16 protein-coding genes are annotated in these 19,843 nt (G+C 70.6%); 8 read left to right on the top strand and 8 right to left on the bottom strand.

The window, feature by feature from the left end; all coding sequences use genetic code 11:
- Positions 1-42 precede the first annotated feature (42 nt).
- The 3 genes from A3CQ_RS0111470 (at position 43) to A3CQ_RS52410 (ending at position 2,613) form a co-directional block, all read left to right on the top strand.
- Positions 43-774: a phosphocholine cytidylyltransferase family protein gene (locus A3CQ_RS0111470; protein WP_020511077.1), complete on the top strand. Its 732-nt coding sequence runs from the start codon at positions 43-45 to the stop codon at positions 772-774.
- Positions 762-1,817: an iron-containing alcohol dehydrogenase family protein gene (locus A3CQ_RS0111465; protein WP_020511076.1), complete on the top strand. Its 1,056-nt coding sequence runs from the start codon at positions 762-764 to the stop codon at positions 1,815-1,817. Before A3CQ_RS0111470 ends, A3CQ_RS0111465 begins: the two co-directional genes overlap by 13 nt.
- A gap of 127 nt (positions 1,818-1,944) precedes the next feature.
- Positions 1,945-2,613, top strand: coding sequence for a CDP-alcohol phosphatidyltransferase family protein (locus A3CQ_RS52410; RefSeq protein ID WP_051115221.1), 669 nt, complete (start codon positions 1,945-1,947; stop codon positions 2,611-2,613).
- Here A3CQ_RS52410 and A3CQ_RS0111455 read toward each other — a convergent pair.
- On the bottom strand, positions 2,610-4,145 hold the full coding sequence (locus A3CQ_RS0111455; RefSeq protein ID WP_245577179.1) for an arylsulfotransferase family protein: 1,536 nt from the start codon (positions 4,143-4,145) through the stop codon (positions 2,610-2,612). The genes A3CQ_RS52410 and A3CQ_RS0111455 overlap by 4 nt on opposite strands.
- Before the next feature lie 30 nt (positions 4,146-4,175).
- A complete protein-coding gene (locus A3CQ_RS0111450; protein ID WP_026205581.1) occupies positions 4,176-5,351 on the bottom strand; it encodes a glycosyltransferase family 4 protein in 1,176 nt (391 codons plus the stop codon).
- A 25-nt stretch (positions 5,352-5,376) separates the two neighbouring features.
- On the opposite strand from A3CQ_RS0111450, the gene A3CQ_RS0111445 reads away from it, so the two are divergent.
- The 5 genes from A3CQ_RS0111445 to A3CQ_RS57265 all read left to right on the top strand — a co-directional run bounded on the left by A3CQ_RS0111445 (position 5,377) and on the right by A3CQ_RS57265 (position 13,031).
- On the top strand, positions 5,377-6,237 hold the full coding sequence (locus tag A3CQ_RS0111445; protein ID WP_026205580.1) for an Fpg/Nei family DNA glycosylase: 861 nt from the start codon (positions 5,377-5,379) through the stop codon (positions 6,235-6,237).
- Positions 6,238-6,418: 181 nt separating this feature from the next.
- Positions 6,419-8,008, top strand: coding sequence for a sugar transferase (locus A3CQ_RS0111435; protein WP_026205579.1), 1,590 nt, complete (start codon positions 6,419-6,421; stop codon positions 8,006-8,008).
- A 9-nt stretch (positions 8,009-8,017) separates the two neighbouring features.
- A complete protein-coding gene (locus tag A3CQ_RS0111430) occupies positions 8,018-9,211 on the top strand; it encodes a sensor histidine kinase (protein ID WP_020511070.1) in 1,194 nt (397 codons plus the stop codon).
- Positions 9,208-9,951 (top strand): LytR/AlgR family response regulator transcription factor, encoded by a 744-nt coding sequence (locus A3CQ_RS0111425; protein WP_020511069.1) that lies wholly within the window; start codon positions 9,208-9,210, stop codon positions 9,949-9,951. The genes A3CQ_RS0111430 and A3CQ_RS0111425 overlap by 4 nt, the downstream gene beginning before the upstream one ends.
- Before the next feature lie 227 nt (positions 9,952-10,178).
- Positions 10,179-13,031, top strand: coding sequence for a S8 family serine peptidase (locus A3CQ_RS57265; protein ID WP_051115220.1), 2,853 nt, complete (start codon positions 10,179-10,181; stop codon positions 13,029-13,031).
- A 41-nt stretch (positions 13,032-13,072) separates the two neighbouring features.
- Here the strand turns inward: A3CQ_RS57265 and A3CQ_RS0111415 are convergent, their stop codons facing one another.
- The 6 genes from A3CQ_RS0111415 to A3CQ_RS0111390 form a co-directional block, all read right to left on the bottom strand.
- On the bottom strand, positions 13,073-14,662 hold the full coding sequence (locus tag A3CQ_RS0111415; RefSeq protein ID WP_020511068.1) for a hypothetical protein: 1,590 nt from the start codon (positions 14,660-14,662) through the stop codon (positions 13,073-13,075).
- The gene (locus tag A3CQ_RS0111410) at positions 14,659-15,435 is read right to left on the bottom strand and encodes an ABC transporter ATP-binding protein (protein WP_020511067.1); all 777 of its coding nucleotides are present in this window, start codon (positions 15,433-15,435) and stop codon (positions 14,659-14,661) included. The genes A3CQ_RS0111415 and A3CQ_RS0111410 overlap by 4 nt, the downstream gene beginning before the upstream one ends.
- Positions 15,436-15,517: 82 nt before the next feature.
- Positions 15,518-16,162 (bottom strand): SCO2207 family protein, encoded by a 645-nt coding sequence (locus A3CQ_RS0111405; protein ID WP_026205578.1) that lies wholly within the window; start codon positions 16,160-16,162, stop codon positions 15,518-15,520.
- 80 nt (positions 16,163-16,242) lie between these two features.
- Complete coding sequence (locus tag A3CQ_RS0111400) at positions 16,243-17,865, bottom strand: sodium/solute symporter (protein WP_020511065.1); 1,623 nt, start codon at positions 17,863-17,865, stop codon at positions 16,243-16,245.
- Positions 17,862-18,245, bottom strand: a complete 384-nt coding sequence (locus A3CQ_RS0111395) for a hypothetical protein (RefSeq protein ID WP_026205577.1) — start codon at positions 18,243-18,245, stop codon at positions 17,862-17,864. The genes A3CQ_RS0111400 and A3CQ_RS0111395 overlap by 4 nt, the downstream gene beginning before the upstream one ends.
- Positions 18,246-18,275: 30 nt before the next feature.
- Complete coding sequence (locus A3CQ_RS0111390) at positions 18,276-19,835, bottom strand: DUF4153 domain-containing protein (protein WP_020511063.1); 1,560 nt, start codon at positions 19,833-19,835, stop codon at positions 18,276-18,278.
- Positions 19,836-19,843 lie beyond the last annotated feature (8 nt).

The following is a 19,843-nucleotide window of genomic DNA, read 5'->3' as shown; positions in this document are numbered from 1 at the left end:
CGTGGCACGGAAGTGTGCGCACCACTTGACAGGAGCCATTCCATGATCGGTCTCGTACTCGCCGCCGGCGCTGGTCGCCGGTTGCGTCCACACACGGACACGCTGCCCAAGGCGCTGGTCTCGGTGGACGGCGATACCACGATCATGGATATCTCACTCAGCAACCTGGCGACGGCCGGACTGACGGACGTGACGATCGTGGTGGGCTACTGCGCCGGCGCGGTCGAGGAGCGAGTTCCGGCATTTCAGGAGAAATACGGCGTCAAGATCAGCCTGGTGTACAACGACAAGGCCGAGGAGTGGAACAACGCCTACTCCCTCTGGCTCGCCCGTGACCACTTCGCGCGGGGCGCGTTGATGGTCAATGGCGACACCGTGCATCCCGTGAGCGTCGAGCACACCCTCCTCGCCGATCGTGGTCCGAGCGTCCTGCTCGCCGTCGACAATCTGAAGAAGTTGGCTGACGAGGAGATGAAGACCGTCTTCGACAACGACGGGCAGTTGACCAGGATCACGAAGCTCATGGATCCGGCTGAGGCCTTCGGCGAGTACATCGGCGCCAACATCATCGAGCCGTCGACCGCGGGCAAGGTGGCCGACGCGCTGAAGGCGACCTGGGAGCGCGACCCGAACCTGTACTACGAGGACGGCTTCCAGGAGTTCGCGAACCGCGGCGGCGACGTCCGCGCGACCACGATCGGGCAGGTCAGCTGGGTCGAGGTCGACAACCACGACGATCTGGCGAAGGCGCGGACCATCGCATGCCGCTACTAGCCCGCAGCATCCAGACCCCGCTGCACATCGACGTCCGCCGGGGCGCGGTCGCCGACCTCGGCCGGATCCTCGCCGACGGCCGGATCTCCGCCGGTGGCGACGTCGCGGTCGTCGTCGGGCCGGGCCTGGGCGAACAGGTGGTCAACCTGATCCGGCCGACTCTCGGCTCGGCGGACATCTACACGACCGCGGGCGGCACCCTCGACGCTGCTCTCGAGCTCGCCGCGAAGCTGCGTGCCCGCCATTACGACGCGGTCGTCGGCATCGGCGGCGGCACCACCATCGACACCGCGAAGTACGCGGCCAACCGGTGGGGCCTGCCGATGATCTCGGTGGCCACCAGCCTCGCCAACGACGGCATCGCCTCACCGGTCGCGAGCCTGGTCAACGACGGGATCAAGGGCTCGTACGGCGTACACATCCCGTTCGGTGTGATCGTCGACCTCGACTTCGTGGACAACGGCCCCGACCGGGTCAACCGCGGCGGCGTCGGCGACGTGATCAGCAACATCAGCGCGCTCGCCGACTGGGAGCTGGCCCGCCAGGTGCGCGGAGAGCCGGTCGACGGCCTGGCCGCGTCGCTGGCCCGGATGGGCGCCGAGGCGATGCTGACCATGCCGGGCGACATGAGCGACGACGCGTTCGTCACCGTGCTCGCCGAATCGCTGATCTCCAGCGGCCTGGCGATGGCCGTCTGCGGCAGCAGTCGCCCGGCCAGCGGCGGCTGCCACGAGATCATGCACGCCATCGACTCGCTCTTCCCGGGCACCGGCTCGCACGGTGAGCTGGCCGGGCTGGGCGCGCTGTTCTGCACCTTCCTGCGCGGCGACGAGCGCCGCCTCGGGCAGATGTCCGAGTGCCTGGCCCGGCACCAGCTGCCGCGCCTACCCGCCGACGTCGGCCTGGACGACGAGCAGTTCGTCGAGGCCGTGTTGTTCGCGCCGCGCACGCGACCCGACCGCTACACGATCCTGGAGCACCTCGCCATGACACACGACGAGATAAGCGGAAAGCTGGCCGAGTATGCCGAAGCCATCCGCTGACTCGGGCCACGACCAGGCAAAATCCACGCCTCAGCAGGGTGGCGGGCCCGATCCGTCGGCGTCCGCCGGCCCACCGGGTGGTTCCGCTCACCTTGCGGGTACGCCGACGGCGGCCGACTATTACGCGGTGAATCGCGGGGGCGGGCTGTTCAGCGAGGCGATCAGTCAGCGGATAGGCGCCCGGCTCGCGGTGGGAGCACAGAAGCGTGGTCTCGCGCCCTCGGTGCTGACCGTCTTCAACCTGGGGCTGGGCTGCCTGGTCTCGTTCGTGGTGATCGCGGCGGCCGGCCCGGTGGCGGACGGCCGCATCTGGGCGTGGCCGATCGGCCTGCTCGCGCTGGTCGGCTGGCAGCTGGCCTACGCGTTCGACTGCTCGGACGGCCAGCTCGCCCGGGTCACCCACCGGACCAGCGTGGCCGGCGGCCGGCTCGACGTCCTCTGCGACGTGGCGGTGCAGATCTCGCTGGTCGCGGCCCTGGCGGCGACCGCCGAGGCCCAGGTGCCCGACACTCCCGCCTGGCTGCTGGCCGCGTTCGCCGGCACCTGGATGGTCAACCTGGTGACCTCGGTGATGCAGGGCGGCGAGCAGGCGGCCAGCATGGTGACCGGCCGCTCCCTGCCGATCCGGCTGGTCAAGCTGGTACGCGACTACGGCGCGGTGATCGCCCTGGCCGGCGTCGTGCTGATCGTCGCGCCACAGTGGACGATCTGGTTCGTGAGCCTCTTCACCCTGGTCAACGCCGCCTTCCTGGCCGCCAGCGTCGTGTTCTCGGCCCGCCAAGCCCTCCGGGGTTAGACCCTCACGGGGATGGCGGAGCTGGCGCCCAGCACCTTGCCTGTGGCGTCTAGCGCTTCGGCGACGACGTACTCGGGCGTGCCTTGGACTGTGATTGTGGTCTCGAAGCCGGAGCGCGGGCCCTCGTTGGCACCCTCGAGGGCGCCGGGCTGAGTGCCGGACCGGGCGCGCCACTTGCTGATCTTGGTGGTGCCGTTCCAGCTCGCGCTGACGATGACGTTGCCGCCCTCGACGTGCAGGCCGAGTGCGGGCTGGTCGAGCGGGACGCCGGTCCAGTCGGCCTTGTAGGCGCGGTACGACTGGTTGTCGAGCGGCAGGTGGCCGGCGAGCCGGACGGTGCCGTCGGCGTTGTGCTCGGTGAAGTACGGCATCTGGCCCCAGCCGATGAACGATCCGCCGTCGGCGAGCTCGCGGAAGCTGCCCTGGGTGGGTGCCGAGAGCTTGTCGGGGTGCACGTACTCGGTCACGAACTTCGCGGTGCGCGCCGCCTCGTCGAGCCGCATCACCAGGCCGCGCGAGTAGTCGTGGACCTTGGTGACGCCGTTGCCGTTGTCGAAGACGCTGTACGTGCCGTCCCGGCGCTGCCGGAAGTCGTGCTGCCAGGCGAACTTCGCCTTCTCCTCGATGGTGAAGTCGGATTTCTTGCCGCCGAGGCGCCAGATGATCTGGCCGCTGGTCTTGTCGATCTTGTACGTGGTCCAGGTGTGCCGCGACGAGATGATGATGTTGCCGTCCGCCGCGAGCCCGACCGAGTTCGCGTGGAAGAAGTCGTAGGGCAGGTGGGCCGACTCGCCCTGCGGCAGCGGCGCGTACGACTCGTCGAGGCCGACGTGCTCGTGCGCCTTCCACGAGAACAGCAGCTTGCCGGTCGCGATGTCGATCTCCTGGATCACGCCGTCGTGCAGCACACCGTCCTTGGGCCCGCCCTGCGCGGTCAGGTCGTACGGCAGCGGCTGGTAGACCCAGAACAACGCCGAGTTCCGTGGTGTGATCACGAAGTCGTGCTGGTCGGCCTGTTCGGTGCCGGCCGCCCGCACCCGGGTGATCTCCCGGTACGACTGGTCGGCGATCACGAACTCGCCCTGCCCGACGCCCTGGCCGCCGGTGCCCCCGATGGTCCCCTCCCACCAGGTCAGAACCGGCTGGTTGCGGTAGCGCTGGACCTTGAAGTCGATCGCCACGGTGGCCGGGTCGGGCACCTTCTTGAACCAGATCGGCGAGCCCTTCTCGTCGACCATGAGCGGGCCCCACAGGCCGGTCCCGGAGGCCGGGGTCAGGCAGATGTAGCCGGGCACGGTTCCGTTGGCGGCTGTCGTGATGGTGACGTCGGGCAGGGTGCGCAGATCGGGGCGGGACCGGTATTTCGGGGGGCCGGCCTGCGCGGCCTCGGTGGCGCCGACGGACTTGTCGGTCTTGTCGGGTTCGTCATGGCCGAGCGTGTAGCCCAGTCCGCCACCCGCCACGCCGACCAGGGCGGCGCCGCCCACGCCGAGCAGGAGATTCCGCCGGGAGACACGGGTTGATTCCGTCACGGGCCCACCTTTCCCTGATCAGCTCAAGATCTACCTCGGGGTATGGTCAGAGTTAGCTGTGATATCCCGGTAAATCTGTAGTAGCCGATCGGTGAGAACATCCGGGTGGAAATCGCGCAGATAGCGGCTTCGGGCGGACTTCGCACGCGCGGCGGCCTCCTCCCGGGCCAGCGGCAGGGCCGCGGCCAGCGCCGACGGCTCGGGTGCCACCAACCAGCCGGCCTCATCCCCGACCAGATAGGGCAGGCCGCCCACGTCGGTGCCGAGCACCGCCCGGCCGTTCGCCATGGCCTCCAGTATCACCGTGGGCAGCACGTCGTTCCAGGTCGGAACGGCGACCACCACGGCCGAGGCGCGCCGCACCTCGTTCATCCCCTCGCGGTCGAGCACGCCGAGATAGGTCACGTCCGCGCGCTCGGCCGCCGCCCGCTCGGCCAGCGGCCGCAGCTCACCGTCGCCGGCGATCCGCAGCGGGCCCAGCGAGCCGTCCGGGTGCTGCCGCCAGGCGTCCAGCAGCAGGGCGAGGCCCTTCTCGGGGGAGAGGCGGGCGCCGTACAGGAAGCCCTCGCCGAGCGGGGCCGGCTCGCCCGGGTCGGGCAGGGCGTTCGGCTTCACCACGATCCGCTCGCCGGAGATGCCGTAGTCGCGCAGGTGCGTCGCGATCCGGTCGGTCAGCGCGATGAACCGGTCGACCGAACGCCAGGTCGGCCGGTGCACGGCCAGCGTGGTGGCCATCAGCGCGCTCTGTGCCGCCGAGCCGCGATAGCAGCGGTGCTGGACGGCCGGCCAGCCGAGCAGCTTGCCCCGACAGTCCTGGCAGTTGTGGCCGTCCCGGAAGTACAGCCCCGAGGAGCACACCTGGCGGTAGTTGTGCACGGTCTGGATCACCGGCACCCCGTGCGCATGCGCCGTCCGGATCACCCAGGGCGACAGCAGCGGGTACGGGTTGTGCAGGTGCAGCAGGTCGGGGCGCTCGGCGGCCAGCAGGCGCGACAGGTCCTGCTGGGCGGCCCGGCCGTAGATCGGGGAGAGCGGGAGCAGTGCCTTCTGTACGGCCGGGAGCTCGCCGATCGAGTCGGAACTGCGCTGGAAGGGCAGCACCTCGACACCGGCCGCGCGCAACTGCGCGATCTCGGTGTCCACGATGACGTTCTCCCCGGACGGGATCGCTTCCCGGTAGCGGTTGTGCGCGACGACCACCTTCACGGTGGGAAACGCTACCTTTGAGGGCGTGCCCGAACTCCCTGAGGTCGAGGCGCTCGCGGCCTATCTGCGTGAGCGCGCGGTCGGCCACACCGTGCAGCGCCTCGAGGTGTCCTCGTTCAGCGCGCTGAAGACGTACGACCCGCCCGCCTCCGCCGTCGCCGGGATGACGGTCCGCGACGCCGGCCGGCATGGGAAATTCCTGGATATCGGCCTCGGCGACGACCTGCATCTGGTCGTTCACCTCGCCCGGGCGGGCTGGCTGCACTACCGCGACTCGTTCAAGTCGCCGGCGCCGCTCAAGCCCGGCAGCGGGCCGATCGCGCTGCGGCTGCGGCTCGACGACGGCTCCGGCTTCGACCTGACCGAGGCCGGTACGCAGAAATCGCTCGCCGCCTACCTCGTGCGCGACCCGGCCGAGGTGCCCGGCGTCGCCCGGCTCGGCCCGGACGCGCTGGCCGTGTCCGAGCAGGAGTTCGCCGAGCGCATCCGCTCCCGCAACGGGCAGATCAAGGGCGTACTCACCGATCAAGAGGTTCTCGCCGGGATCGGGAACGCATACTCGGACGAGATCCTGCACGTGGCCAAGATGTCGCCCTTCGCACTAACCGCGAAGATCACCGACGAGCAGATGAACGCTCTGTATTCGGCGATGCGCGAGGTGGAGACCGACGCGGTGGCCCGTTCGGTCGGTCAGAAGGCGGCCGAGCTCAAGGGGGAAAAGCGGGCCGGCATGCGGGTGCACGCGCGCACCGGCCTTCCTTGCCCCGTCTGCGGCGACACAGTCCGTGAGGTTTCCTTCGCCGACAAGTCGCTGCAGTACTGCGCTACCTGCCAGACCGGAGGCAAACCCCTGGCTGACCGGCGTCTTTCCAAACTGATTCGATAGCCTCTTTGGTGACGCTGAGTGCACGAACAAATCGGAGTGGTATAGCTCCCGCCACGTACGCTCCCTTACCCGGGTTCCATCGGTATAGTGGCCCGGTCCCAGGCAACCCTCGCGGCACACGAGGGTGTCGGCCGTGCCGGCCGAGACCCGAAAGGTCGTGGCGGTGCGTAATCTTTTCCGGATGCGGGAGGACGTAGGCGACGTGACGACCAGCCTGCATCGCCCGGTTACCGACAGCAGCCGGAGCAAACCCGTGCCGTACGACAGCTTCGAGTGGCAGCAGGAGCCGCCGCCGAGCAACGGCGTACCCCGCTCCGCCTGGAACCGGACGCACAAGCGCCTGTCGCGCTGGCATCGGCCGTACACGCTGGCCCTGATCCTTCTCGACATCATCTCGGTGCTGCTGGCCAGTTACCTGACCACCACCCTGCTGGAGAAGGCGAAGACCGGTTTCCGCAACCGGGACTGGCTCTTCCTGCACGACGCCCAGCTCTTTTTCTTCTTCGCGTACGTGGTGCTGCCGCTCGGCTGGCTGATCCTGCTCTGGGCCAACGGCACCTACGACCGGCGCTACCTGGGCCTGGGCAGCGAGGAGTTCAAGCGCATCGTGCGCTGCTCGGTCACGGTCGTGGCCTGCGTGTCGCTGCTCGCGTTCGCCACCAAGACCCAGCTGTCCCGTGGCACGGTCGCCCTGGTCTCGCTGAGCGCCGTGATCTTCCTGTTGAGCGGCCGGGTCGCCGCCCGCCAAGTGCTGCATTTCACGCGTCGCCGCACCGGCCACGGCGCACATCGGATGATCCTCGTCGGCACGCTGCCCGAGGCGCTCGAGGTCTACACCGCGGTCACTCGCAGCCCCGCGGCCGGCCTCATCCCGGTCGCCATTCACCTCACCGACGGCTTCGCCGCCGCGCGCGGCATCGAAACCCCAGTCCCGGTGTACGCGGCACGCGACGTCCTGTCGTTGGTCCGCGAGGTCGGCGCCGACACGATCGCCGTGTGCGGCTCGGCCAGCGCCGAACCCGGCGAGCTACGTCGGCTGGCCTGGCAGCTCGAGGGCACCGGCGTCGACCTCGTGGTCGCACCTCAGCTGACCGACATCGCCGGCCCGCGGGTGCACATCCGCCCGATCGAGGGCCTGCCGCTGCTGCACGTCGAGGAGCCGACGCTCTCCGGCCCCGGCTGGCTCGTGAAAAACCTTCTGGACCGGGTCGCGGCCGGCCTCGGCCTGCTGATCCTCAGCCCGTTCCTGCTGCTGATCGCGCTCGGCATCCGCATCTCCGACCCCGGCCCGGTCTTCTTCCGCCAGCCCCGGGTCGGCCACGAGGGCCGCACGTTCCGGGTGTGGAAGTTCCGGACGATGTACGTGGACGCCGAGGAGCGCAAGGCCACGCTCGAGGAGCTCAACGAGTCCGACGGCATGATGTTCAAGATGAAGGAGGATCCTCGGATCTTCCGCTTCGGCAGCAAGCTGCGTAACACCTCGATGGACGAGCTGCCCCAGCTGATCAACGTGCTGAAGGGCGAGATGTCGCTGGTCGGCCCCCGCCCGCTGCCCGCCGAGGACGGCGACTACCTGGGCGACGTCCGGCGGCGCCTGCTGGTGCGCCCCGGCATGACGGGCCTGTGGCAGGTCTCCGGCCGCTCGGACCTGTCGTGGGACGAGGCCGTCCGCCTCGACCTGTACTACGTCGACAACTGGTCCCTGACGTACGACCTGGGCATTCTCTGGCGCACAATCTGGGTCGTCTTGAAACGCAAGGGTGCTTACTAAGCTTCCGGCATGGCCGGACAGGTGGGGAGCGCGCTGGCGGTCCTCGCTGTCCTCGCTGCGCTGGCCGCCGCGGTGGTGGCCGTGGTTCGGCTGCGGGCGCGGCGGGGGATCGCGACCGCCATGCAGCGGGCCACCTATGACGTTTTGCACACGGCGGCGCTCGCGGCCGAGCCGCTGCGGGGTGGGCTGACCACCGCCAGCGCGGGGAAGGCGATCCGGCATCTGCGGGCGCTGGTCGGGGCGGTCGGGCTGACCATCGACGACGGCGAGCGGTGCCTCGCCCACGACGGGCTCGGGAGCCATCACGCCGAGCAGTTCACCGCCGCCAGCCGGAGGGCGCTGGCCACCCACCGTGCGATCGTGCTTGCCGCCCGCGACCTGCCCTGCGACCGGGTCGACTGCGCGGTGCGGGGCGCGGTCGTGGCGCCGCTGAACGGGCCCGACGGACGGGCCACGGCAACGCTGGTGGCGATCGCCGACGACCAGCCCGCGCCCGGGCTCGTGCAGGCCACCGCCGAGGCGGCACGCTGGGCGGGGTCGCAGATCGCACTGGCCGAGCTCGACTCGTCCCGGGAACGGCTGGCCCGGGCCGAGGTGCGGGCGCTGCGGGCGCAGATCAGCCCGCATTTCATCTACAACGCGCTCACCGCGATCGCGTCGTTCGTGCGTACCGACCCCGAGCGGGCCCGCGAGCTGATCCTCGAGTTCGCCGAGTTCACCCGCTACTCCTTCCGGGCGCACGGCGAGTTCACCACGCTCGCCGAGGAACTGCGCTCGATCGACCGCTACCTCACGATCGAGCGGGCCCGCTTCGGCGACCGTCTCCAGGTCCGCCTGCAGATCGCCCCCGAGGTCCTCCCGGTCGGCCTGCCCTTCCTCTGCCTGCAGCCGCTGGTGGAGAACGCGGTCCGGCACGGCCTGTCGCGCAAGCCGGGCGTCGGTATGGTGAGCATCGAAGCTCGTGACGCGGGCGCCGAGTGCCACATCACGGTCGAGGACGACGGCGTCGGGATGGACCCGGCGGTCTTCGCCCCCGGCCGGCCGGAGACCGACGACGGGCAGCATGTCGGCCTTACCAACGTGGACGAGCGGCTGCGCTCGGTCTTCGGCGACCATTTCGGCTTGGTGGTGGAGACCGCGCCCGGCGCGGGTACGAGGGTGAGCATGCGGGTGCCGAAATTCCATCCGGGAGTACGCGCGTGAGTCTGGTCGTGCTGGCCGTGGACGACGAGCCACCGGCGCTGGACGAGCTGGCCTATCTGCTCAACGCGGACGGGCGGGTGGCGCACGTGCACCGGGCCGGCGACGCGACCGAGGCGCTGCGCGTGCTGCGCGACACCGAGGTCGACGCGGTCTTCCTCGACATCCGGATGCCCGGCCTGGACGGGATGGAGCTGGCCCGCATCCTCCGCCGCTTCGCCCGGCCGCCCGCGATCGTCTTCGTCACGGCGTACGACGATGGCGCTGTTGATGCCTTTGATCTTGGAGTCACCGACTACGTCCGCAAACCGGTGCGCGCCGAGCGTCTGGGCGAATCGCTGCGCCGGGTCGCCGGCTCGCGCCTGACGCCCGCCCCGGCCCCGACGGCGCCGACCGACGAGCCGGCCATCCCGGTCGAGCTGGCCGGCACGACCCGCATGCTGCCGCGCTCCTCGGTGCGCTGGGTGGAGGCGCAGGGCGACTACGCCCGCCTGCACACTGCCGACGCCTCCCACCTGGTCCGCGTTTCGCTGGCCACGCTGGCCGACCGCTGGGCCGATGCCGGTTTTGTCCGCATCCACCGCTCGTACCTGGTCCAGATCCGCTTGATCGCCGAGCTCCGCCTGACCGGTTCGGGCTACGTGGTCGCGGTCGACGGCATCGAGCTCCCGGTAAGCCGCCGCCACACCCGAGAGTTGAAAGACAAGCTGATCAGGGCGGCCAAACACGACTGGACCCGCTGACCGAAACGGTCACTGGCACGTCCTGTCCACACCCCCACCCCATCCGATCCACACCGCGTCCACACGGTTGTCCACAGCCCCACAGCGTTTTCCACAGAGTTATCCACAAGCTCCGCGCGGGACGGCGCAGAACCGGTGATCTTGGCGGCCGGAAGTACGATATCGGTGGTCTTGACTTCATCACTACACTGCCTTGGCCAACACACCGATCATCATCACGGGGCAGAATGATGTCGTTCCGACGTTATATCGTCGCGGCGTTTGCGCTGGTCGCGCTGGTTCCCACCAGCCAGATCGCGTTCGCCGACTCGCAGCCGAAGCCACCTGAGCGGCTCACCTACGAGCGTTTCGCCGGGCCGGCCCGGCAGCAGACGGCCGACAAGCAGAAGTACGACCAGCACAGCGTGCTGGTGCGTTTCAAGTCCGGCCTCTCCGCCACCACCAAGGACCGAGCGCTCAGCAAGCGGAACCTCCGCAATCTCGGCACCGTCCGGGGCACGAGCTTCGTCAAGGTCAGCACGACCGGCTCCGCGACCGACCTGCAGCGCCAGTTGAGCCAGGACCCGGCGGTCAGCCGCGTGACGCTGGATTACCAGCGGCAGGTCACCGCGACGCCCAACGACCCCGCCTATTACTACGGCGACCAGAACTACCTCAAGACGGTCCGGGTTCCGCAGGCCTGGGACCGCACCAAGGGCTCCACGTCGCAGGTGATCGCGGTGGTCGACACCGGCGTCAACGGCGCGCAGGAGGACCTGAAGGGCCGCACGGTCGCCGGCTACAACGCCATCACCAACACGGCGATCGCCGCCGGCGCCTCGAGCGACGACGAGGGCCACGGCTCGATGGTCGCGGGGATCGCCTCCGCCAACACCAACAACGGCCTCGGGGTCGCCGGCGTGGCCTGGACCGGGCGGATCATGCCGGTCAAGGCGCTGGACTCGCAGGGCAGCGGCTACGACTCGGACATTGCCAGGGGCGTCATCTGGGCCGCGGACCACGGCGCGAAGATCATCAACCTGTCGCTCGGCGGCCCGGAGGACGCCACCGTCCTGCACGACGCGATCACGTACGCCAACGGCAAGGGTGCAGTAGTCGTGGTCGCGGCCGGCAACGAAGGCGACGGCACGCCGCAGTACCCGGCCGCCTACCCGGAGGTGCTCGCGGTCGGCGCCACCGACGCCGCCGGGAACCTCACCGAGTTCAGCTCGTACGGCGACTGGGTCGACGTGGCCGCTCCCGGCTTCGGCATCGTCTCCACCGGCCTGGGTCAGGACTACTACGTCGGCGACGGTACGTCGTTCTCCGCGCCGATCGTTTCCGGTGTGGCCGCGCTCGTGCGCAGCGCGTATCCGACGTTGACTCCGGCGCAGGTGATCGGCCGGCTGAAGGTCACCGCGCGGGACGCGGGGCCGCGCGGCATCGACCCCTACTACGGCTACGGCGTCCTCGACGCGTTCGCTGCGGTCGGCGGCGCCCGGACCTCCGACTTCACCCAGCGGACCGGGGGAACCGGGGAGCCCAACGACGTCCCGGCCCGGGCCACGGCGCTGGCCACCTCGACCACCGGCACGATCGCGGTGGAGGGCGATGTCGACTGGTACCACTTCGCCCCGACCGGCGCGACGCCGGTGACCGTCCGGGTCGCGCCGGCGCGCCTCGACCCGAGCTGGCCACAGAACGCCAACCCTATGCTGGCCGTGTACGACCAGGACCTGCAGCTGCTCGGCCAGGCCGACGCCGGATCGTACGGCGCTTCCGAGGCGGTGTCGCTGAACCTCCCGGCCGGCACGTACTACGTCAAGGTGAGCAACCGCAGCGGCGCTGCGGACACCCGGCCGTACACCGTCTCGGTCGCGTCTTCGGCCTCGGGCGTCACGCCCCCGGTCGGCGAGCAGGAATGGGTGCGTAGCGCGGCACCGGCCGACTTCGCCACCGGCCAGCCGCTCGCCACCGTCCCGTCGGTGACCTTCCAGCGCGCGGTGGACGCCTCTTCGGTCACCACCGACACCGTACGGCTGCTGAACGGGCGCACCGGGGCAGCCGTGCCGGCCACGGTCACCTACAACTCGGATACCCGGATCGGCACGCTGACTCCGTCGGCTGCGCTGCCGGACAACACCCCGTTCCGGATCGTGCTGAGCGGGCTGCGTGACACCGGCGGCGCTAACCAGGCCGGGCAGTACACCAGCACGTTCTCCACCGTCGACACGGTGCCGTCGGCCGTGTCGAACTTCAAGGTGACCGGTGGGACCCGGGCGGCGGCGCTGTCCTGGACCCTGCCGTCGATCACCGATCTGGACCAGGTGATCGTGCGGGCGGCCACCGGCAACACCGCTCCCTCCGGTCCGACGACGGGCACGGCGGTGTACGCCGGCACCGGCAGCAGCGCGACGATCACCGGCCTGGTCTCGGGCGCCAACTACACCTTCGCGGTGTGGGTGCGGGACCGGTCCGGCAAGGTCAGCCCCGCGTCCGTCGCGCGGCTGGTCGGCACGACGGTGGCCGTCTCGACCACCACGGCCGCGCTGAACTACGGCGGCTCGGTGACCGTGTACGGCAAGCTGGTCCGGCCGGACACCGGGGCCGCGATCGCGGGTCAGCCGTTGCAGGTCTACGGCCGCCGCAAGGGCACGTCCACCTGGACGCTGCTGGCCACCCCGACCAGCAGCGGCACGGGCCTGGTCGCCTTCTCGACCAAGCCGGCGTACAGCACCGACTACCAGTGGTATTACCGCGGTTCGGCGGCGTACATCGGCAACACCAGCGCGGTGAGGTCGGTCGGCGTGGCGACCACGCTGTCGTCGACGCTGTCAACGACGTCGATGGCGTTGGGCGGAACGGTGCACATGTACGGCACCGTGNNGNCGAGCCACGCCGGTCAGACGGTGTACCTGCAGCGGCTCGTCGGCAACGGGGTATGGCAGAACATGCTGAGCCAGACCCTCACGTCGACCAGCGGCTACTCGTTCGCCGTGAAGCCGTCCTCGCGGAGCACCTTCTACTTCCGCGTGTACAAGCCGGCCGACGCGGACCACGCAGCCGGTTACAGCGCCATCCGCAACGTCCGGGTCTACTGACACCAAGGGGCCCACGCGGCACGCGCCGCGTGGGCCCCGCGTCAGCGGTTCGGAGTCACCGCCGCCAGCAGTTCGGGCGCGCGCCGGTCCACCATGTCGGCCGCGATCCCCGAGCCGATCAGAAACGCCGCGGCCCCGTACGCCAGGCCCACCGGCAGGCCGATCCACAGCCAGACCGAGCCGAGCACCAGCGCCACGATCTGCAGGGGCAGGCTGACCACGATCGCGCCCAGCAGAACAGCGAAGGCCAGCAAACCCTTGGACGCGCCGCCGCCCGACGACATCGCGAACGGGTTGCTCGAGCTGGGCAGCGCGTAGGCCGCGCGCACCGAGAGCGGCAACACCAGCCCCAGGCCTACCCCGTACGCGGCGATCAGCAGGCCGAACGTCGACGGGATGCGACCGGGGTGACCAGCGAGCAGGCCGACCACCACGGACACCGTGACCAGCAGCGGCAGCGTGTAGATGGCGTGCGCGACCGTCCGGGACCCGATCTCGATGCGGCCGGGGACGCCGGCGGTGATGTTGGTGGCGTAGGCGCTGCCGTCGAAGCCGAACTGGTTGGCCAGGGAGAGGGCGGCCAGCGCGCCCACGAAGATGACCATGCTGTCGGGCGAGCCGTTGCTGATGGTGACGCTGATCGGCAGGAACAGGCCGACCATCGTGAACGTGATCAGGCTGGCCCGGCGCCGGATCTCGCGCCACCAGTAGCGGACCTCGCGGGCCACGAGCGCGCCGAAGCGGTTGCGCGGCAAGCGGAGAAACAGCAGCAGGTCGACCGGTTTGCGGTCGGTGGCCGTGGCGCGCCGGCCCTCGGCGGCCGTGCCGACCATCGCGTTCTCCAGCGTGGTGCTCCACCACCAGAGCAGGCCGCCCACGGCGGCCAGGGCGATCAGCAACTTCAGCAAGGCGGCCCACCAGCGGCCGTCCGTGATTTCCAGACCCATCGTGTACGGGGCGCCGAGCGGTGTCCACCCGACCACGTGAGCGACGGCCGCCACCTTGTCCCAGTCGGCGCGTTCGGCGCCGGAGAGCGCGAGCAGCTGCAACGGGCCGACCGCGGCGGCGACCATGGCGAGCGCGATCGCGGCCAGGTCACGGGAGCGCCGGGAGCGCAGCGCGGTCGCGAACGCGCTGGTCACCGCACGGGCCACGGCCACGCAGAGAAGCAGGCCGACGATCACCCCGACCAGCTGGGCAACCCCCGCGACCGGACCGCCGAGACGGGCCGCGCTGTCGACCATGCCGGCCGTCGCGGCGAGCGTGGCCACCGCGGGCAGCCCGGCCATGGCGGCCGCGAACAGGCCGGTGATCAGCGTGCGGCGCGTCAGGGGCAGCAGAGCAAAGCGGGCCGGATCGAGCGACTCGTCGACGCCGAAGAAGACCAACGGTAGGAACAGCCAGCCGACCACGACGCCCGCGCCGCCGAGCGGGAGCAAGATGCCGGCCGCGCGCTCGTTGTCGGCCACGCCGGGGATCGCGAAGATCGCGTACCCGGCGATCGCGAAGAAGCCGGAGATGACGACGCCGACGACGAACAGGGCGATGCGTGCGGGCCGGCCGCGCAGGCCGTTGCCGATCAGGCGCAGCTTGAGCCGGACGAACGGCAGGACGCCGGGCTGCGCGCTCACAGCCAGGCCAGCTCGGAGCCGGTGGCGACCCGGCCGCCGACGACCTGGACGAACACCTCCTCCAGCGAGCGGTCGCCGCGAACCTCTTCGAGCGTGCCGTGCCGGCGCAGCACCCCGTCGGAGAGGATCGCCACGTGGTCGCAGAGGCGCTCGACGACCTCCATCACGTGGCTCGAGAACACGACCGTGCCGCCGCCGGCGACGTACCGCTGCAAAATGTCGCGAATCAGCGCGGCCGAGACCGGGTCGACGGCCTCGAACGGCTCGTCGAGCACGAGCAGGCGCGGAGCGTGCAGAAGCGCGCAGGCCAGGCCGATCTTCTTCTTCATGCCGGCCGAGTAGTCGACCACGAGGGTGCGGTTGCCGGCGCCGAGCTCGAGCACCTCGAGCAGCTCGCGGGCGCGCTGGTCGACCGTGGCGGCGTCCATCCCGCGCAGCAGCCCGTGGTACGCCAGCAGCTCGGGGCCGGTGAGCCGGTCGAAGAGGCGTACGCCGTCGGGCAGCACTCCCAGTCGCGCCTTGGCGGCCGTGGGATCGGCCCACACGTCGTACCCCAGCAGGAAAGCGTGACCCTCGTCGGGGCGCAAGAGGCCGACGGCCATGCTCAACGTCGTGGTCTTGCCGGCCCCATTGGGGCCGAGGAGGCCGTAGAAGGAGCCGGCCGGCACGTCGAGGCTGACCTGCGAGACCGCGAGCTTGGTGTCGAAGTGCTTGACCAGGCCGCGCAGCGCCATCGCCACGACCTGCTCTGTTCGTTGCGCCGGCACCGTCATGACCCGACGGTAACGGTAGGCATCCAGCCCGGACCACCCCGATTCGCCGGAGTGGTCCGGGCCCGATCGGGTGTGCCCCCTCTTAACCCACCCGCTCGATGACCGCGCGCCGGATCAGGAACTTCCCCGGCTCGCGGACCTTCTCGAATGCCGCGTTGTTGAGCAAAACGCAGCTGCCCGAGGGCGTCTGGACCTTGACGGTGATGCTCTTGTTGTTGTCCAGGTTGGTCACCTTCAGGACCGTGCCGATCGGGAAAGTGCCGCTGGATGCGAAGGGCGCGCCGGCCTCGCCGGAGAGCGTGACGGTGGAGCCTTTGCACACGACGCCCTTGCCGGCCGGCGCCGCAGCGGCCGGTGGCTTGGCGGCCGGCGGCTTGGCGGCCGGCGGCTTGGTCGTCGGAGCAACGGGGGCCGGAGCGGCGGCGCCGGGCACCTCCGCGGCCACGTTCGCCGTGCAACCCGCGACGGCCCGGCGCTGGTTGATCAGGTCGACCACGGCCTGCCGGTTGGCGATCCGCGCCGCCGACTGCGAGTCCGGGTTGGCCCGCTGCCCCGCGATGAACTGCAGGTTCTGCCGCAACGCCTGGTCGAGTCCGGCGCAGTTCTCCCCGGCGCTGCTCACCCCGGTGCTGATCGCGAACGCTCCGCCGGCGATCGCGAGCGCGACCCCACCGATCATCAGCTTCCGCGTACGCCCCGACATGTTGTTCCGCCGGTACCGCCTCATGACCCGCTCCTTTGCTCGGTGGCTGCCGACGAATACGGGCCGCCCACCTGAAGGGGATCGGGGTTGAACCTTAAACATCCTTAAATGCGCAACGACTCCGGCGCGTGCAGCCGCAGCATTGTCGCGCCCACGTCGTGCGGCACGCGCCGGCTGGTCAGCAGCGACCCGACGACCATCACGAGGAAGGCCAGCGGCACCGACCACGCCGCCGGCTGCCCGATGAGCTGGGCCGTCCATCCGCTCATCGGCGCCCCGAGCACGGTGATCAGCACGGCCACCATCGAGGCCCCGCCGCCGATGAGGATCCCGGCCGCCGCGCCCAGATCGGTGAGCCCCCGCCACCAGATCCCGAGCACGAGCAGCGGGCAGAAGCTGGACGCCGCGACCGCGAACGCCAGCCCGACGACCCGGGAGACGTCCATGTTGGAGACGTAGAGCGACAGGGTGACCGGCAGGATCGCGGCCAGCACCGTCGCCAGCCGGAAGTCGCGGACCGAGCCGCCGCGGCCGGCCCGCAGCACGTCGGTGAAGACCACCCCGGCGACGCTGGTGAGCAGCCCCGACGAGGTGGAGAGGAAGGCGGCGAGCGCGCCCGCGGTGACCAGCGCGCCGAGCAGCCGGCCCAGGTGTCCGTCACCGAGCGCGGCCTCGGGCAGGGTCAGCACGACCGCGTCGGTGTGCCCGGTCATCAGCAGCTGCGGCGTGTAGATGCGGCCGAGCACGCCGTACAGCGTCGGGAGCAGATAGAAGAGCCCGACCAGCGCGAGCACGACCAGGGTGGTGCGCCGGGCCGACGCCCCGTCCGGGTTCGTATAGAAGCGGACGAGCACATGCGGCAGACCCATCGTGCCGAGGAACGTCGCGAGAATCAGCGAATAGGTGGCGAACAGACTGCGTTCACCGCCGGGCAGCAGCCAGTCCGGGCCGAAGTTCGCGTCGACGGTGCTGACCTGGGGCACCGGGTCGCCCTGGTCGAAGTGCAGCTCCTGTCCCTTGTGGACCTGGACGCCGTCGATCACCGCGTCCTGCTCGACGACAACGGCCGTGGCCGCCGGAAAGACCGCGCCGGCCGGTGGGGCGACCGGCGGGCGTCCGTCCGACTGCCATTGCAGGGCAAGGAAGATCACGGGTACGGCGAGAGCCGTCAGCTTGAGCCAGTACTGGAACGCCTGAACGAAGGTGATCGCCCGCATCCCGCCGAGCGCCACGTTCGCGGTCACCACCACGCCGACCAGCAGCGCGCCCCAGACGTACGAGCCGCCGGTGACCGTGGCGAAGGTGAGCCCGGCGCCCTGCAGTTGCGGCAGCAGGTAGAGGCAGCCGATGAAGACGACGAACACGCTGGCCAGCCGGCGCAGCAGCGGCGATCGCAGCCGCACCTCGCAGAAGTCGGGCAGGGTGAACGCTCCCGAGCGGCGCAGCGGCGCGGCCACGAACAGCAGCAGGGCGAGATATCCGGCCGCGAAGCCGACCGGGTACCAGAGCACGTCGACGCCGTACCGCAGGATCAGCCCGGCCACGCCCAGGAACGACGCGGCCGAGAGGTACTCGCCGCTGATCGCGGCCGCGTTCCAGGACGGGCTCACCGCCCGCGAGGCGACCAGGAAGTCCGAGGTGGTCCGGGCGAACCTCAGCCCGTACGCGCCGATACCGACGGTCACCACGACGACCAGGATCAGGCCGGGGATGGTGTACGGGTTCACTGCTCGGGCTTCCGGATCAGCGCGATGAAGTCCTGCTCGTTGCGTTCGGACCAGCGCACGTAGGCCCAGCCCACCCCGACCAGGAACGGGAAGGACGCCACGCCGAGAAGCACCCACGGCAGGTTGACGCCGAGCACCTTGACCGTGCCGACGGCGGGCGCGGCCACGAACAGCAGCGGCAGCGCGCCCAGCCCGGTCACCACCACCAGCGCGAGCCGGAGTGCGAGCGCGAGCTGGGCGCGGACCAGGCCTTTGACCAGCGCCTCACCGACGGGTGTCTGTTCCGCGAGGTCCGCGCGGGTGCGGTCCGTCGGGCGCCGCCGGGCGGCGACTTCTCCCAACACCACGCGCGTACGCTCCGGAGCACGGTCCCCGTCCATGTCCGGAGTCTTCCGGCCTGGACGGGGATGTCAAGAGCAGTGCCAGTCGCGGCTCGATAGATCCCTCTTGATGATGTCGCGCGCCTGCTCGCGGCCCAGGTTCCAGCCACGCCAGTCGTCGGGGTGCGTCAGCAGGTAGTCGTTGATGTGGCCGAGCACGCAGTCGCGCCGGTCGGGGTCGAGCCCGCTCAGCCCCGGCACCGCGTCCGGTGAGAGCGTGCCCAGGTAGACGAGGTCGAGCTCGTGGTTCTGCCGGATGTTGTGCTCGGCGATCAGGCGGTCCGGGTTGGCCGCGGCCAGGCCGAGCAGCGCGAGCACGGCCGTCGCGATCGCCACGCGGGGCAGCCACGGCGCCCGGAGCCGCACGCCCGCCACCAGCACCAGCAGCAGCACGAGGCCGAACCATCCCTCGCAGCAGGCGACCAGCAGCCGCAGACGGGTGAGACCGTACGTGTCCGCGTACAGATTGATGCGATGGAGAGCGGAACCGACGATCACCAGGGTGAGCACCGAGAGTGTCCCGAGCAGGATCCGGATCAGCTTGCGGTCGGCGGGACGCGTGCGCGGCGCCCAGCGGGCCGCGCCGGCGAGCACGACGAGGGTGAGCCCGGTGACGAAGGAGAGCTGCCAGAAGCCGGAGCGGGCGTACTCGGCGTAGGTGAGGCCGTCCGTCTCCAGCACGTGCCGATTGCCGCCGAACAGCACGGTGAGCTGCACCGCGACAAAGCCGGCGAACAGCAGCACGAGCAGGCCGAGCGGAAACGCCCACTCGAACCGGTTGACCTTGCGGCCCTCGGTGGCGTCCAGTGCGGACAGATCGGGGGCGCCGGCGTGCAGGAACGCGGCGCCGCCGATGGCGAGGACCGCGAGCGCGAAGACGAAGATCCAGCGGGCCGCGCTCGGGACGCTGACACTCGGCGCGAGGTGCGACAGCGCCTCGGCGAACGCGGCGTCGGCCGAGGCGAACAGCGCGCCGAAGACCACCAGCAGCGCGATCGAGACCGCGACGGTGGCCGCGACTCGCACGTTCGCGGCGGCCTCGGCCGGCCTGCGCAGACGGGCGGTGCCGCGGGCCAGCCAGGGCAGCGCGCGGAAGGCGGCGATCGCCGGCATCGTGTAGCCGGCCAGGATGCTGCGCATCGAGCGGCCACCGGCCAGCGCGAGCGAGCCGGTAAGGGTCGCGGTCGCCAGGCAGAGCAGGAACAGCCAGCCGGCCGAGCGGAAAGTGCCGACCGCGAGCAGGGCCACGGTGGCGACGGCCCAGCCGTACCGGTCGATGCCCGGCCGGATCGGCTCACGGACGACCAGAGCTCGCGGTGCGGCCGGGTTCGGCCGGGCCGGCACCGCGCGGGCCACGACCAGCGCGACGAACCCGGCGATCGCCGCGACGAGCCAGCCGACTCCGGACCGGTCGAGCGGCAGGCTGATCGCGGCGACCACGGCGCCCGCGCCGATCGCGATGATCCCCGCCGGGCCGGGCGCCCGCCGCGGCCCCGACCAGAACTCTCCCCAGGGCGCGTTCGACGGCCACGGCCCGTACAGCACCGGGGGATAGACGGGCGGGTTCGGTTTCGCAACGGGAATCGTCACGGTATACC

This window comes from Paractinoplanes globisporus DSM 43857, from assembly GCF_000379645.1.
In the GTDB taxonomy this organism is placed as follows: domain Bacteria; phylum Actinomycetota; class Actinomycetes; order Mycobacteriales; family Micromonosporaceae; genus Actinoplanes; species Actinoplanes globisporus.
Note: the sequence above shows the minus strand (reverse complement) of the source record. Positions and strands in the feature narration are given on the sequence as shown.